The organism is Cypionkella sp. (assembly GCF_036782355.1).
Taxonomy (GTDB): Bacteria; Pseudomonadota; Alphaproteobacteria; order Rhodobacterales; family Rhodobacteraceae; genus Cypionkella.
The window spans coordinates 36,211-50,588 of the sequence record NZ_DAIPZF010000012.1 but is presented as its reverse complement, the minus strand read 5'-3'; the positions used below and the strand labels follow the sequence as shown (position 1 = coordinate 50,588).

The 14,378-nt window shown below is 61.0% G+C and carries 16 protein-coding genes and 1 pseudogene; 7 read left to right on the top strand and 10 right to left on the bottom strand.

What is annotated here, in order from left to right:
- Nucleotides 1-639: pseudogene (locus V7Q10_RS06635) on the top strand (AsmA-like C-terminal region-containing protein); the annotation flags it as partial.
- 20 nt (nt 640-659) lie between these two features.
- Here the strand turns inward: V7Q10_RS06635 and V7Q10_RS06630 are convergent.
- Complete coding sequence (locus V7Q10_RS06630) at nt 660-872, bottom strand: hypothetical protein (RefSeq protein WP_333868278.1); 213 nt, start codon at nt 870-872, stop codon at nt 660-662.
- Nucleotides 873-1,078: 206 nt separating this feature from the next.
- Here V7Q10_RS06630 and V7Q10_RS06625 point away from each other — a divergent pair, with 206 nt between their 5' ends.
- Nucleotides 1,079-1,321: a CDGSH iron-sulfur domain-containing protein gene (locus V7Q10_RS06625; protein WP_333868277.1), complete on the top strand. Its 243-nt coding sequence runs from the start codon at nt 1,079-1,081 to the stop codon at nt 1,319-1,321.
- Between the two features lie 4 nt (nt 1,322-1,325).
- Here the strand turns inward: V7Q10_RS06625 and V7Q10_RS06620 are convergent, their stop codons facing one another.
- Both V7Q10_RS06620 and V7Q10_RS06615 read right to left on the bottom strand, forming a co-directional pair.
- The gene (locus V7Q10_RS06620; RefSeq protein ID WP_333868276.1) at nt 1,326-1,694 is read right to left on the bottom strand and encodes a YigZ family protein; all 369 of its coding nucleotides are present in this window, start codon (nt 1,692-1,694) and stop codon (nt 1,326-1,328) included.
- Nucleotides 1,695-1,697: 3 nt separating this feature from the next.
- Nucleotides 1,698-2,420, bottom strand: a complete 723-nt coding sequence (locus tag V7Q10_RS06615) for a M48 family metalloprotease (protein WP_333868275.1) — start codon at nt 2,418-2,420, stop codon at nt 1,698-1,700.
- 150 nt (nt 2,421-2,570) lie between these two features.
- On the opposite strand from V7Q10_RS06615, the gene V7Q10_RS06610 reads away from it, so the two are divergent.
- Nucleotides 2,571-2,813: a hypothetical protein gene (locus V7Q10_RS06610; protein WP_333868274.1), complete on the top strand. Its 243-nt coding sequence runs from the start codon at nt 2,571-2,573 to the stop codon at nt 2,811-2,813.
- Here V7Q10_RS06610 and V7Q10_RS06605 read toward each other — a convergent pair whose 3' ends face one another.
- Nucleotides 2,814-3,068, bottom strand: a complete 255-nt coding sequence (locus V7Q10_RS06605; RefSeq protein ID WP_333868273.1) for a DUF167 domain-containing protein — start codon at nt 3,066-3,068, stop codon at nt 2,814-2,816.
- An 89-nt stretch (nt 3,069-3,157) separates the two neighbouring features.
- Here V7Q10_RS06605 and V7Q10_RS06600 point away from each other — a divergent pair, with 89 nt between their 5' ends.
- Nucleotides 3,158-3,733, top strand: a complete 576-nt coding sequence (locus tag V7Q10_RS06600; protein ID WP_333868272.1) for a nitroreductase family protein — start codon at nt 3,158-3,160, stop codon at nt 3,731-3,733.
- Entirely contained in the window at nt 3,730-4,443 is a 714-nt protein-coding gene (locus V7Q10_RS06595) for an EI24 domain-containing protein (RefSeq protein WP_333868271.1), read from the top strand. Before V7Q10_RS06600 ends, V7Q10_RS06595 begins: the two co-directional genes overlap by 4 nt.
- On the opposite strand, the gene V7Q10_RS06590 is transcribed toward V7Q10_RS06595, so the two are convergent.
- Together V7Q10_RS06590 and mce are read right to left on the bottom strand one after the other, a co-directional pair.
- Complete coding sequence (locus V7Q10_RS06590) at nt 4,423-4,698, bottom strand: DUF1467 family protein (RefSeq protein ID WP_333868270.1); 276 nt, start codon at nt 4,696-4,698, stop codon at nt 4,423-4,425. The genes V7Q10_RS06595 and V7Q10_RS06590 overlap by 21 nt on opposite strands.
- Nucleotides 4,695-5,099 (bottom strand): methylmalonyl-CoA epimerase, encoded by a 405-nt coding sequence (mce, locus tag V7Q10_RS06585; RefSeq protein WP_333868269.1) that lies wholly within the window; start codon nt 5,097-5,099, stop codon nt 4,695-4,697. The genes V7Q10_RS06590 and mce overlap by 4 nt, the downstream gene beginning before the upstream one ends.
- Before the next feature lie 154 nt (nt 5,100-5,253).
- On the opposite strand from mce, the gene V7Q10_RS06580 reads away from it, so the two are divergent.
- Nucleotides 5,254-6,048, top strand: a complete 795-nt coding sequence (locus V7Q10_RS06580; protein ID WP_333868268.1) for a response regulator — start codon at nt 5,254-5,256, stop codon at nt 6,046-6,048.
- Here the strand turns inward: V7Q10_RS06580 and V7Q10_RS06575 are convergent.
- From V7Q10_RS06575 to V7Q10_RS06560, 4 genes are all read right to left on the bottom strand, one after another.
- Nucleotides 6,045-6,758 (bottom strand): GNAT family N-acetyltransferase, encoded by a 714-nt coding sequence (locus V7Q10_RS06575; RefSeq protein WP_333868267.1) that lies wholly within the window; start codon nt 6,756-6,758, stop codon nt 6,045-6,047. The two genes, V7Q10_RS06580 and V7Q10_RS06575, sit on opposite strands and share 4 nt — an antisense overlap.
- A gap of 99 nt (nt 6,759-6,857) precedes the next feature.
- Nucleotides 6,858-8,636, bottom strand: a complete 1,779-nt coding sequence (gene aspS / locus V7Q10_RS06570) for an aspartate--tRNA ligase (protein WP_333868266.1) — start codon at nt 8,634-8,636, stop codon at nt 6,858-6,860.
- A 172-nt stretch (nt 8,637-8,808) separates the two neighbouring features.
- Nucleotides 8,809-9,441: an aminotransferase class IV family protein gene (locus tag V7Q10_RS06565; RefSeq protein ID WP_442885830.1), complete on the bottom strand. Its 633-nt coding sequence runs from the start codon at nt 9,439-9,441 to the stop codon at nt 8,809-8,811.
- The gene (locus V7Q10_RS06560; RefSeq protein WP_333868264.1) at nt 9,393-10,535 is read right to left on the bottom strand and encodes an aminodeoxychorismate synthase component I; all 1,143 of its coding nucleotides are present in this window, start codon (nt 10,533-10,535) and stop codon (nt 9,393-9,395) included. Before V7Q10_RS06560 ends, V7Q10_RS06565 begins: the two co-directional genes overlap by 49 nt.
- Nucleotides 10,536-10,769: 234 nt before the next feature.
- Here V7Q10_RS06560 and carB point away from each other — a divergent pair, with 234 nt between their 5' ends.
- Entirely contained in the window at nt 10,770-14,099 is a 3,330-nt protein-coding gene (carB, locus tag V7Q10_RS06555) for a carbamoyl-phosphate synthase large subunit (protein WP_333868263.1), read from the top strand.
- Nucleotides 14,100-14,378: the final 279 nt, after the last annotated feature.

Below are 14,378 nucleotides of genomic sequence, written 5' to 3'. Positions count from 1 at the left end.
GGCGATCTGACGCTGAAATTCCTGAGTTCCGGCAATACGGTTGATGCGATCATGCATAAGATGTCGGGATCGGGCGCGCTGTCGCTGACACGGGGGCAGGTTTTGGGACTGGATATTGCCGGCATGCTGCGCCGGCTGGACACATCCTATGTGGGCGCGGGGCAAAAGACGGTTTTTGACGCGCTGACAGGTACCTTCACGATCACAGGTGGGGTGTTGCGCAACGACGATCTGCTGCTCGCCTCGTCTGATCTGACGGCACGAGGAGTGGGCGAGGTCGATCTGGGCGCGCGCAGCCAAAGCTACCGCATCAAGGCCACAGCTTTGGCGGGTGCCGATGGCAGCGGCGGGCTGACGGCCCCTTTGCTGATCAGCGGCACCTGGGCCAGCCCGAAATTTGCGCTGGATTTACAAGCGATTGCCGATGAAAAACTGGCCGAGCAAAAGGCCAAGCTGCAAGCCCAGCTTGCGGCTAAAAAGGCTGATCTGGAGGCAAAGGCGCGTGCAGAGGTCGCCAAAAAGCTGGGGGTCACCCAAGCCGAAGGCGAGAGCGTGCAAGATGCGGCAAGGCGCGCGGCCGAGCAAGCCCTCAAAGATCAGGCCGCCAAGGCTTTGGGCAAGCTGCTTGGCGGCAATTAGCGCGCAAGATCCTGGCTTTTCTAGCGGTTGGTACAACCAGGAAGGTTCAGATCGTTGCAGAAATAGCCGACCCCTGCGCCGATCACCGCCCCCGTCACCGGACTTGCGCCGACTGCGCCCGAAAGCACCGCACCGCCCACAGCCCCCGCAGCCGCGCGTTGGGTGTTGTTTTCCAGACAGCCCGCAAGCGCGAAAGCCAAAGGAATAAGCAAAAGGCTGAATTTGACAGTCATGGAAAGCTCCTATGAGGCTCTGGCCACGCGGGCCTTTTGGGCGATTGAAGCTTTGATCATGCCGCCAAAGCCGCGCGGCCATGCTGCTTTAGATCAATCCCTTGCGCAGAAACCTTGCCGCTCTGCGCGCTTTTGCACAAAAGAAAATGCCCGCAAGCCGTAAAGTTGCGCCATAATGCCCCTGCATCCAGCCCAAAGGAAACCCGATGTCTGACGTTCCAAATATCGCCCAAAAAGCTCCCTTCCCTGTCGAGGTCGAGGCCGGAAAGACCTATTTCTGGTGTTCTTGTGGCCAATCGAAATCGCAACCTTTCTGCGATGGCAGCCATAAAGGCAGCAGCTTTGCGCCGACAAAATTCACCGCCGAGACCAGCAAGACCGCCTATTTCTGCGGCTGCAAAAACTCGAAGAACGGCGCGCTCTGCGACGGGTCGCATTCGGCACTATAACGCCCTAGCGGCTCTGCGCGCTGTGCAGGGCCGCGAAATAGGCGCGCACCGCTGTGACCACATGCGCAAAACGGTCGCCACCCAGATGCACCCCGCCATACCAACGCGTCACCACCACGATATGATCGTAAAGCCCTTCGCGCTCTAGCATCTTTAAGATCACCGCCCCCGCGCCAGCCTCGCCGTCATCGGCCTTCACCGGCCCCAGATCGGAGAACACGCAGGCCCAAGTGTTATGGGTTGCCTTGGCGAATTTCTTCACCCGTTTCAGCTCGGCCACAAAGGCGTCGGCCCCCGCGCGGCCCTGCACCGCCCCACCCGAGACCGCATAGCGCGAGCCGCGGTCGCGCAAGACATCTTCGATCTGCAACACCGCCTAGCTCCTGCGCCGCAGCTGCTGCACAGTTTGTGCCACCAGCGCTTTGCGGGTGCGGTTGTCAGGGTGACTGCTGGCCTCGCCGTGATGTGGCTGCGGCAAGCGGTCAAAAAACGCCGCCCCCAGCAAGGGATCAAAGCCCGCGCGCAGGGCGATTTCAGCCCCCAAAGCATCTGCCTGCAACTCGAACAGTTTGGAATAGCCCTCGGTTGCCGCCAAGGCCGCCGCACGCTGGGCAGTGCGGATCTGGCGGCGGGATTGGCCCTGATCTGCGGCGGCCACGGCGGCGGCTTGGGCTGCGCGTTGCGCTGTTTGTGCCTGCTGCGCCAGATGGCCCAGAATGTGATGCGCGGCCTCGTGGCCCATCACAAAGGCAATCTCATCGGCGTCGCGCGCGTCACTCAACAAGGCCAGCGTAAAGCCGATCAAAGGGCGGCCGCTGTAATCGACGGTCTGATAAGCATTTTCGGGAAGCCGCAGCCTTGGATCAACGAAAATCTGAAAGTCGCAATTGCCAACAATCTGTTTTTCCAAGCAAATCTCTTTAGCCACTGGCGCGACCGCCGCCACCGTCTGCAAAAACATCTGCGCCTTTCGTTTGCCCTCGGCCTTGGCCTGAACCATCTCGGCAGCGCGGGCGGCATTTGGCGCTGCGATGGGGCTTGCGGTTTGCACACAGCCCGCCAGCGTCAACGCAAGTGCCGCAGCACGCCAAATTCGCATTCCGCCGTCTCCTGTCCAAAAGTGCTGGTCGAGATCAAACACGCAAAAGCCCGTTTCGCAATGCAAAAAGCGGCCCAATTACAATCACAGCTTGTCACAACGTCAAGATCGCGCTTCACTTTCAGACACCACCGCCAAAAGGAGAGCGCGATGTTCACGATCGAGCATGACTTTGACGCCACGGTGATCACCTTGGTCGACGAGGGTGTACAAACCGCAGCCCTGCAACAAGATCTGACGATCGAGGCCTTTGAAGATTGCGTGGTGCTGCGCCAGGTCAATCCGATCACCGATATGGTGGTCAGCATCACCCTGTCGATGGCGCAGCTGCAAGATCTGGCCGCCGCCTTGGATCTGCCCGAGGGCAGCTACCGCATCGCGTCCAAGGCCTGATCAATCCAGCCGAAACACCTTGTCACGCGCCACCGCTCCGCGCAGCAGCGTCAGACGGGTTTTGGCCACCCCCAGCGCATGGGCCAGCGCTTCGGCCACCGCCGCCGTGGCGCGGCCATCTTCGGGGGCTGCGGTGACAGTGATACGGATCTGGCCCGCCTCGCGGCTGACCGCATTGCGCCGCGCGCGTGGGGTGACCTTGACGGAAAACTCCGCCCCCGAAACCGCCAGCTCTGCCCAATCGCCTTTTTTCATCGCGCCATGCTGCCCGCCTGCACCACCAAGAGCAAGGCCCCTTGACGCAAGCCCCATCACAGGCCACCTCTGAGCCAAAGGAGATTTCGATGCCCGCCAATCCGCAAGCCTTTGCCTTTTTGCAAAGCCGCCAATCCTCGCCCGCAAAGCTTTACACAGGCGAGGTGCCCACGCGCGCCGAAGTGATCGAGATCCTGACCGCCGCGCTGCGGGTGCCCGATCATGGCAAGCTAGAGCCTTGGCGGCTGGTGGTGATCGAGCGTCCGGCAATGGCACGGCTGGCCGATCTGGCCGAGGCCCATGCCCGAACTCTGGGGGTGGATGCCGAGAAAACTGACAAGGCGCGCGGGCAGTTTGATCGCGGCCACCTTGCTGTGGCGGTGATCTCGTCGCCGAAAGCCTCGGACAAAGTACCGCTCTCCGAGCAAATCTTATCAGCCGGCGCGCTGTGCTTGGGCGTGGTCAATGCCGCACTTGCCAAGGGCTGGGCGGCAAATTGGCTGTCGGGCTGGCCCAGCCATGACGCGGCATTTTGCGCGGCGGCCTTTGGCTGCACTGCGGACGAAAGCGTGGCCGGAATCATCCACATAGGCCAGGCGGCCAACCCGACACCAGACCGGCCGCGCCCCGATCTGGCCAAGCTGGTAACTTGGGCGCAGCCATGATCCTGACCGCGTTTTTGCGGGCGCTGGCGCAGCTGGGGGATCCGCGGTTTTTGCGGGTGATCTTTGGTGGCATCGCCCTTGCGGTGCTGTTGCTGCTGGTCTTTACTGGGGCGGTGATATGGCTGCTGGATGGCCTCAGCCCGACCAGCGTTACGCTGCCTTGGTTTGGCCCGATTGAGGGGCTGCATGGGTTGATCGGCTGGGGAGCGGCGCTGCTAATGCTGGCGCTTTCGGTTGTGCTGATGGTTCCACTGGCCTCGGCCTTTGTCGGGCTGTTTTTGGAAACCATCGCCCAAGCGGTCGAGGATCGCCACTACCCACATTTGCCACCGGCCTTTGAAACGCCCTTTGGCACCATGCTGATCGACACGGTGAACTTTGTTGGCCTGCTGCTTGCGGTAAATCTGCTGGCGCTGCTGTTCTATGGCATCGCGGGGCCGCTGGCGCCGCTGCTGTTTTGGGTGGTGAACGGCAATCTTCTGGGGCGTGAGTATTTTGTTCTGGTCGCCAGCCGCCGTATTGGCCGCCCCGCCGCCAAAGCCCTGCGCCGTAGCCATTGGGCGCTGATCTGGACGGCCGGCACGCTGATGGCAGCACCGCTGACGGTGCCGCTGTTAAACCTGATTATTCCAGTTCTAGGCGTGGCAAGCTTTACCCATCTGTTCCACAGACTGGCACGCGATGCCGGCTCAGAAGCGGTTTTTCCATAGGCCAAAGACATCGACATCGGCGATGGTAAAATCCCCCATCGTGATGATGAGATAAAGCACCGCAAACACCACCAGCGACACAAGCGTGGTGATCTTAGCCTTGGCCGCGATATGGGCCTGTTCGGGGGCCGACGCCGGCGTGCCCACCTCGACCCGCCCCTCATCCGCTTGCGAGCGAAACCGCATCGGCAAGACGCAGAAAAACACCATCCACCAACAAACCGCAAACAACACCAGTGCCGCAGTGATCGTCATACTTGCTCCAATTCTACCAAACAGCCGTTGAAATCCTTGGGATGCAAGAACAACACCGGCTTGCCATGCGCACCAATCTTTGGCTCGCCCGAGCCTAAAACCCGCGCGCCACTCGCCAACAAATGATCCCGCGCGGCCAGAATGTCATCGACCTCATAGCAGATATGATGAATGCCGCCTGCGGGGTTCTTTTCCAAAAACCCCAAGATCGGCGAGGCCTCGCCCAAAGCTGCCAGCAATTCGATCTTGGTATTGGGCAGCTCGATAAACACCACCGTGACGCCGTGGTCAGGTTCGTCCTGTGCAGGACCCACCTTTGCGCCCAAGGTATTGCGATATTGCGCCGCCGCTGCCGCCAAATCTGGCACGGCAATCGCCACATGATTCAAACGTCCGATCATCGCCCTACCTCCGTCTTTGGCGCGGTTATGCGCGGCCAAACCAGCTGGGGCAAGAGGCCGATCCGTCGCAGCCGCGAAAATCGCAAGCAGACTTTACCGAATATTAGCGCAAGCGCGGTCAAATGGCGTAACCGCCCCCAGCCAAGGTTGCCCAATGCCCGCGCAAAATCCCTTTACCCCGCCAACGGCCAAGGCCTCTCCGGTCAAACCCTTGCCGCGCCAACCCCTGCTTTCCGCCGCCCCGCTGCCGCCCAAGGGCTTTGCTGCGGCAGAAGAAAAGTCGAAAAATCTGCTGCCCTTGCAGGGCGTTACCATCCTTGCGGTCGAAGACAGTCGCTTTGCCTGCGAGGTGTTGCGCCTGATGTCGATGCGCGCCGGTGCAAGGATGCGCCGCGCCACCACCCTGAAAGAGGCGCGCGCGCATCTGCGCGTCTATCGCCCAGATGTGGTGATTATCGACCTTGGCCTGCCCGATGGCCGCGGCGAGGCGCTGATTCGCGACCTTGCCCGCTCGAACAAACGCCCAAAGGTGATCTTGGGCACTTCTGGCTCGCCAGAGGGGCGCAGCACCGCGCTGGAAGCAGGCGCGGATGGATTTTTGGACAAACCACTGGAAAGCCTTGCCGCCTTTTGCCAAACTCTGCGCCAGCATATGCCAGGCCTTGGCCTGTCACAGATGGTCGAAGAAACCTTTATCCCCGACCCGCTGGCGCTGCACGACGATCTGGCAAGCGCCGCTCAATGGCTTGCCACCAACCCCGATCTGGCTGACCGCAGCTATGTTACCGCCTTTTTGCAAGGCGTCGCCCATCACGCCCGCGACACGGCGCTTGAACAGGCCGCAGGCCAAGCCGCCAGCCCGAATGCTGATCTTGGTGATCTGCTGCGGCTGGTCGCCAAACGCCTTGATGCACGGGAAGCCGGATTTTTCTCGACAGACGGCAGCTAAAGCGCCGGATCAGACCCCGCCCGCACCAGCCGTGTCAGATCGGACAGGCGTTCTTTCTGCCGCCCCGCCGCATCAAAATTCTGCGGCGCCAGCCAAGCCAAAAACGCCTCGCGCAGCGCAGGCCATTCCGCATCAATCACTGCAAACCAAGCAGTGTCACGGTTGCGCCCTTTGACGACCCCCGCCTGACGGAAAATCCCCTCGTAAGAAAAGCCCAACCGCTGGGCCGCACGCCGCGACGGCATGTTGCAGGCATCGCATTTCCACTCATAGCGGCGATAGCCCGCCGCAAAGGCCCATTGCATCATCAAAAACATCGCCTCGGTGAAAGCGCGGCTTTGCGCCAGCTCGGGGGCAATGCAGATATGGCCAACCTCGATCGACCCGGCCTCGGGGGTGATGCGCAGATAGCTGGCAACCCCGCCACAAAGCCCGGTATCGAGGTCGCGCAACACATAAAACGCAGGATCGCTGCCCGAAGCGGTGTCTTTGCAAAACCGATGATAGCCCGAGGCCGAGGAAAACGGCCCATAGGGCAGATAATCCCACAACGCGTCGTGGCCAGAATAGGCGCGAAACAGATCCGCCGCATGGGCATCCGCCGCCATCGGCTCCAGCCGCACGACCTGCCCCTGCAAAACCACAGGCTCTGGCCGCAGCGGCACCGCCCAATCACCAACCGGCGCGCCGAACCGTTTACCCTCTGCCATGCTGGCCCCCCTGATCTGTCGCCCAAACCTTAAGGTCAGATGCAAAAAAGGCAAGACGCGGGCTGCGCCTTGCCTTTTGCCGTACAGACCAAAGCGGCCTTATTCTTTCGGCACAACCCGCAGGTTCAACTCGCGCAGCTGGGCATTCATCGGTTCAGAGGGCGCGCCCATCAGCAAATCTTCGGCGCGCTGGTTCATCGGGAACATGATCACCTCGCGAATATTGGCCTCATCGGCCAAAAGCATCACGATGCGGTCGATCCCCGCCGCACAGCCCCCGTGCGGAGGCGCGCCATATTTGAACGCCTTGACCATGCCGCCAAACCGCTTTTCGACTTCCGAATTCGGATAGCCCGCCAGCTCAAAGGCCTTGAACATGATCTCGGGCTTGTGGTTGCGAATGCCGCCCGAAATCAGCTCGTAACCGTTGCAGGCAAGGTCATATTGATAGGCGTAAACCTGCAAAGGATCGCCCATCAGCGCCTCCATCCCGCCCTGCGGCATCGAGAAGGGGTTGTGGCTGAAGTCAATCTTGCCCTCGTCGGTCTTCTCGAACATCGGGAAATCAACGATCCAAGCGAATTTAAAGCAATTTTGCTCGGTCAGCCCCAACTCGCGGCCAATCTCATTGCGCGCCCGCCCTGCTGTGGCCTCAAAGGCCTCGGGCTTGCCGCCAAGGAAGAACGCAGCATCGCCCTCGCCCAAGCCCAACTGCAACCGGATCGCCTCGGTACGCTCGGGTCCGATATTCTTGGCCAAGGGGCCCGCGGCCTCCATGCCCGAGCCATCTTCGGCCTTGCGCCAAAAGATATAGCCCATGCCCGGCAGACCCTCTTTTTGCGCAAAAGCGTTCATGCGGTCACAAAACTTGCGGCTGCCGCCGGTCGGTGCCGGAATAGCACGCACCTCATTGCCGTCTTGCTCCAACAGCTTGGCAAAAATCGCAAAGCCCGAGCCGGCAAAATGCGCCGAGACATCCTGCATCTTGATCGGGTTGCGCAGATCCGGCTTGTCGCTGCCATACCATTTCAAACTGTCGCGATAGGCGATCTTTGTCCAGTCAGAATAGGTCTTTTTCTCGGGCGCAAATTCCTCGAAAATCCCTTGGATCACCGGCTGGACGGCGGCAAACACATCTTCCTGCTCGACAAAAGACATCTCGATATCAAGCTGATAAAAATCGGTAGGCGAGCGATCTGCGCGCGGATCCTCATCGCGGAAACAAGGCGCGATCTGGAAATAGCGGTCAAAACCTGCAACCATGATCAACTGCTTGAACTGCTGCGGCGCCTGCGGCAGGGCGTAGAACTTGCCCGGATGCAACCGCGACGGCACCAGAAAATCCCGCGCGCCCTCAGGGCTCGAGGCGGTAATGATCGGGGTCTGAAACTCGTTAAAGCCCTGATCCCACATCCGCTTGCGCATCGAGCGCACGACGTTCGAGCGCATCATCATATTGCGGTGCAACTTTTCGCGCCGCAAATCAAGAAAGCGATAGGTCAGACGGGTTTCCTCAGGATAATCCACATCGCCAAACACCGGCATCGGCAGCTCTGCGGCCTCGCCCAAAACCGTCAAATCGGTGGCGTAAACTTCAATCTCGCCGGTCGGCAACTTTGGGTTCACCAAACTCGCATCGCGCGCCTTAACCCGCCCGTCGATCTGCACCACCCATTCGGCGCGAACCTTCTCAATATCCTTGAACGCCGCCGAGTCGCTATCCGCCAAAATCTGCGTGATGCCATAGTGATCGCGCAAATCAATAAACAAGACCCCACCATGGTCGCGCACCCGGTGAACCCAGCCCGAAAGCCGGACCTCATTCCCCACATGAGCAGTGTTCAGATCGGCGCAAGTATGGCTGCGATAGGCGTGCATATTCTTCCCCTTTTCGAGGCGCTAACGGTTCGGCCCCGATACACCCCGCCGCAAGCCCGAAGTCAAGCCCAGCTGCTTTCATCTTGGTCTAAATATCCCCGCCGGAGGCATCTATGGCCAATCTCAGAAGCCTCCGGCGGGGATATTTAGACCAAGATGAAAGCCAAAACCGCTAGGGCTGAAAGCGGGCGCGGATCAGACCGCGCAGGGAATTGCCGACCCAAAGCTGCACTTTGGGCAAATCTGCGGCCTGCAAGACCTCTTCGGGCAGGGCAAGTGCTGCGCGCAAAACGCCGGGGAGCAGGCCGCAGGCAACTGGCGGCGTGCGCAGGCCTTGGCCGCGATCAAAAAAGACATTGGTGATACTGCCGTCGCAGACCTCGTCGCGTTCATTGCGCAAGATGACTTCGTCGAGCCCTGCAGGCAGGGCGGCGCGGGCGGCGTCATAGGTGGGGCGGTGGCTGGATTTTATCGACAGCCAGGCATCGGTTGACGCCAGCCGCAGCGGCGACAGACCGACGCGCCAGTGATCTGCGGTCGCAGGCAGCGCCGCGCTTTGAACCTCGAACAGCCCGGCGCGGTCCAGCGTCAGGCGCAATCGCGCGGGCTGCGATGGCGCAGCCGCCTCCTGCAGCGCTGTCTGGGCGCGGTCCAGATCGCAGTGCCAGCCCAGCTTTTCGGCCGAGCGCTGCAGCCTTTGTAGGTGCAGCGGCAAGCGCGGGGTGAAGGCCGTTCCCTCCCAAGCCAGCGTCTCGATCAGCCTGAGATCTGCTGCACCAGCCCTTGTAGATAGCGTGCTTTCCACAGTGCTTCCTCCCATTCGCCCGCGGCTGTGCTGTCTTGCACCACGCCGCCGCCCACATTCAGCACAATCTGATCGCCGCGCAGCTGCAGCGTGCGGATCGCCACCGAAAAGCTTGATGCGCCATCTGGAGCCATCCAGCCGATGGCACCGCAATAGGCGCCGCGCGGATGGGCTTCGACCTCGCGGATGATCTGCATGGCGCGGATTTTTGGCGCCCCGGTGATCGAGCCGCAGGGAAACAGCGCCGCCATCACCCCGGCCATCGAGGGAGCTTGCTGCAACTGACCCACCACGCGGCTGACCATTTGGTGCAGCGTTGCGTAATGTTCCACCGCGAATAGCTGTGGCACCTTGACCGAGCCCACCTGTGCCACCCGGCTGATATCATTGCGCAAAAGATCAACGATCATCAGATTTTCGGCCTGTCCTTTGGCCGAGGCCCGCAGCTCTTCGGCCAATTCCGCATCGCGCACCGGATCGGCATCGCGCGGGGCGGTGCCTTTCATCGGCCGCGCCTCGATGCGGCCTTCGGCGCTGGTCTGCAAGAACAGCTCGGGGCTGCGCGAGACCAGAACCTCTTCCAGCCCCAGATCCACAAAACTGCCATGGCCGACCGATTGACTGGCGCGCAATGCGCCGTAAAGCCCCAGCGGCGTGCCCGAAATCAGCTGTGACGTCAGCGGAAAAGTCAGGTTGATCTGATAGCAATCGCCCGCCGCGATGTAGCCCATCACCCGCGCCATCGCCGCATCATACTGTGCTCGGCTGATCTGCGGGATCAGCGGCGCGACCGCCACGCCCTGCGCTTGCGCCTTGGCACGCTCTAGCACCGGGGTCGCATCGCGCGGGGCGTCATAGATGCCAAAGGCCAAAAGCCTGCCCGCGCGTTCCGGCATCTGTGCGGCAAGTGCAGGTTCCAGCGCATAGCCCGCCTCATAGGCGATCATGCCCGCCACCCATTTGCCAGCCGCGCGGGCGGCGTCCAGCTCGGCCAAGGCGGGGGCGACTTGCGCGGCGGTCTCGGCCAGCACCAGACGCTCTGCGCCGTCAAACAGGGCTGGCCGCCCCTGTGGTCCGTCTTCGATCAAGATCACGCCGCACTCCCCGTCCTGATTTGCGCCACATAAGGCCAGCCTTGCCGCTTTCGCCAGATGGAATGCGGCTTTGCACCCCGCATTTGCGACCAGATAGCGCGGCAAAGCCGAATTGCAGCGGCGCTTGTGCAAAAACCGACCACCAACTGCATGGCAAAATCGGCCGAAATGCCCCTTGCGCCCAAGCGCGTGCTGGCTATAACCCCGAGAGTTTTGCGCAGATGGGGGCCAATCATGCCGAAAAGAACCGATATCAAATCCATAATGATCATCGGAGCTGGTCCCATCGTGATTGGCCAAGCTTGCGAGTTTGACTACTCTGGCGCACAGGCCTGCAAGGCGCTGCGCGAGGAAGGCTACCGCGTCATCCTGGTCAATTCGAACCCTGCCACCATCATGACCGATCCGGGTCTGGCCGATGCCACCTATATCGAGCCGATCACCCCCGAGGTTGTTGCCAAGATCATCGAAAAAGAACGTCCCGACGCTTTGCTGCCGACCATGGGCGGGCAAACCGGTTTGAACACCGCGCTGGCGCTGGCCGATCTGGGGATCTTGGACAAATTCAACGTCGAGTTGATTGGCGCCAAGCGCGATGCCATTGAAATGGCAGAAGATCGCAAGCTGTTCCGCGAGGCGATGGACCGCATCGGTCTGGAAAACCCCAAGGCCACGATCATTGCAGCGCCAAAGCTGGCTTCGGGCAAATACGACATCTCGGCCGGTGTCGTCGAAGCGGTGGCAGCGCTTGATTACGTTGGCCTGCCTGCAATCATCCGCCCCGCCTTTACCCTTGGCGGCACCGGCGGCGGTGTGGCCTATAACCGCGACGACTACGAGGCGATCTGCCGCTCGGGGCTTGAAGCCTCGCCAATGGCGCAGATTTTGGTCGATGAATCGCTGCTTGGCTGGAAAGAATTCGAGATGGAGGTGGTGCGCGACACTGCCGATAACGCCATCATCATCTGCGCGATTGAAAACATCGACCCGATGGGCGTGCATACCGGCGATTCGATCACCGTCGCCCCTGCCCTGACCCTGACCGACAAAGAATATCAGATCATGCGCAACGGCTCGATTGCCGTGCTGCGCGAAATTGGCGTCGAGACCGGCGGGTCGAACGTGCAATGGGCGATCAACCCTGCCGATGGCCGCATGGTGGTGATCGAGATGAACCCGCGGGTGTCGCGCTCATCGGCGCTGGCCTCCAAGGCGACCGGCTTTCCGATTGCCAAGGTCGCGGCGAAACTGGCCGTCGGCTATACGCTGGACGAGCTGGACAACGACATCACCAAAGTCACCCCCGCCAGCTTTGAGCCCTCGATCGACTATGTCGTCACCAAGATCCCGCGCTTTGCCTTCGAGAAATTCCCCGGATCGGAACCAAATCTGACCACGGCGATGAAATCGGTGGGCGAGGTGATGGCCATTGGCCGCACCATCCACGAATCGATGCAAAAGGCGCTGGCCTCGCTGGAAACCGGCCTCTCGGGCTTTGACGAGATCGCGATTGAAGGCGCGCCAGAGCGGGCCGCGATCACCAAGGCGCTGTCCAAGCAAACCCCAGACCGTCTGCGCGTCATCGCCCAAGCCATGCGCCACGGGCTGTCGAACGACGAGATCAACCACATCACGTCTTTTGATCCGTGGTTCTTGGCGCGTATCCGCGAAATCATCGACATGGAAGCCGAAGTGCGTCGCTCTGGCCTGCCGCTCGATGCAGATGGCCTGCGCAAATTGAAGATGATGGGCTTTACCGATGCCCGCCTTGCCACCCTGACCGGCCGTGAAGAGGCGCAAATCCGCCGCGCGCGGCGCAATCTGGGCGTGGTCGCAGCCTTCAAACGCATCGACACCTGTGCCGCCGAATTCGAAGCGCAAACCCCCTATATGTATTCCACCTACGAGGCCCCCGCGATGGGCGATGTGGAATGCGAAGCGCGGCCGTCAAATGCGAAAAAGGTGGTTATCCTTGGCGGCGGACCAAACCGCATCGGCCAAGGCATCGAGTTTGATTATTGCTGCTGCCATGCCTGCTATGCGCTGACGGCGGCGGGCTATGAAACCATCATGATCAACTGCAACCCTGAAACGGTTTCCACCGACTATGACACCTCGGACCGGCTGTATTTCGAACCGCTGACGCTTGAACATGTGTTGGAAATCCTGCGGGTCGAGCAGGAAAACGGCACCCTGCACGGCGTGATCGTGCAATTTGGCGGCCAAACCCCGCTGAAACTGGCCAATGCGCTGCACGAAGAAGGCATTCCGATCCTTGGCACCACGCCCGACGCGATTGATCTGGCCGAAGACCGCGAACGCTTTCAGCACCTGTTGCAAGATCTGAACCTCAAGCAGCCGCACAATGGCACCGCACGCTCGCGCGATGAAGCCTTTGCCGTGGCCAAAGACGTCGGCTACCCGCTGGTGATCCGCCCCTCCTTCGTTCTGGGCGGCCGCGCGATGGAGATCATTCGCGACGATGCCCAGCTGGAACGCTATATCCGCGAAGCGGTGCAGGTTTCGGGCAACAATCCGGTGCTTTTGGACAGCTATCTGTCGGGCGCCATCGAGGTTGACGTCGATGCGTTGTCAGACGGGCACAACGTGCATGTCGCAGGCATCATGGAGCATATCGAAGAGGCCGGCGTGCATTCGGGCGATTCCGCCTGCTGCCTGCCGCCGCATTCGCTCTCGGCTGAAACCATTGCCGAGCTAAAGGTGCAGACCGTCGCCATGGCCCGCGCGCTGAATGTGGTTGGCCTGATGAACGTGCAATTCGCGATCAAAGACGGCGTGATCTTTGTGCTGGAAGTCAACCCGCGCGCCTCGCGCACCGTGCCTTTCGTCGCCAAAGCCACCGACAGCGCGATTGCCGCTATTGCCGCCCGCCTGATGGCAGGTGAGCCGATGTCGAACTTCCCGCTGCGCGCGCCCTATGCGGCAGGCGTCGGCCCTGACACCGCCCTGCCCTTGGCCGATGCCTTCACCCTCGCCGACCCGATCACCCCCTGGTTCTCGGTCAAAGAAGCCGTGCTGCCCTTTGCGCGCTTTCCTGGCGTTGATCCGGTTCTGGGGCCAGAAATGCGCTCGACCGGCGAAGTCATGGGCTGGGATCGCTCCTTTGCTCTGGCCTTCCTAAAGGCACAAATGGGCGCAGGCGTGATCCTGCCCGAAGCTGGCCGCGTCTTTGTCTCGATCAAAGATATGGACAAAACCAGCGCCTTTGCCACCGCCGCGCGCGGTCTGGTGACGCTTGGCTTCGAGATCGTCGCCACCAAAGGCACCGCCGATTGGCTGAAGGCCGAAGGCATCAAGGCGACGCTTGTCAACAAAGTCTACGAGGGCCGCCCGAACATCGTTGATCGCTTGAAAAACAACGACATCGCCATGGTGATGAACACCACCGAAGGCACCCAAGCCATCGCCGACAGCCGCGACATCCGCCGCGTCGCCCTGATGGACAAGATCCCCTATTTCACCACCATCGCCGCCTCCATCGCCGTGGTCGAGGCGATGACCGCACGCGGTGAAGGCTACGGGGTAAGGACGCTGCAAGGCTAAGGAACGGCAGCGCCCTTCGCGCCGAGACAACGCTCAAGTAGAGCGTTTTAAGTCCCGACCGCCCGCACATACTTGTGCGGGCAGCTGGGTGCATGTTTGCTTGGTGAGTTTTCCCCTTTCCCACCCGCGTGCCGCGCCCGGCACTGGGGTGGGTACAGCCCTTGTTTTAGGGCCTTGGGTTTGTCATGCAGCGTCTAACGCCCCTGCATGATAAATATCTAAAATCCGCTAAACCGCGCACCCACATGCAAGCCTACAGAAAACCTAGGCTTGACATGT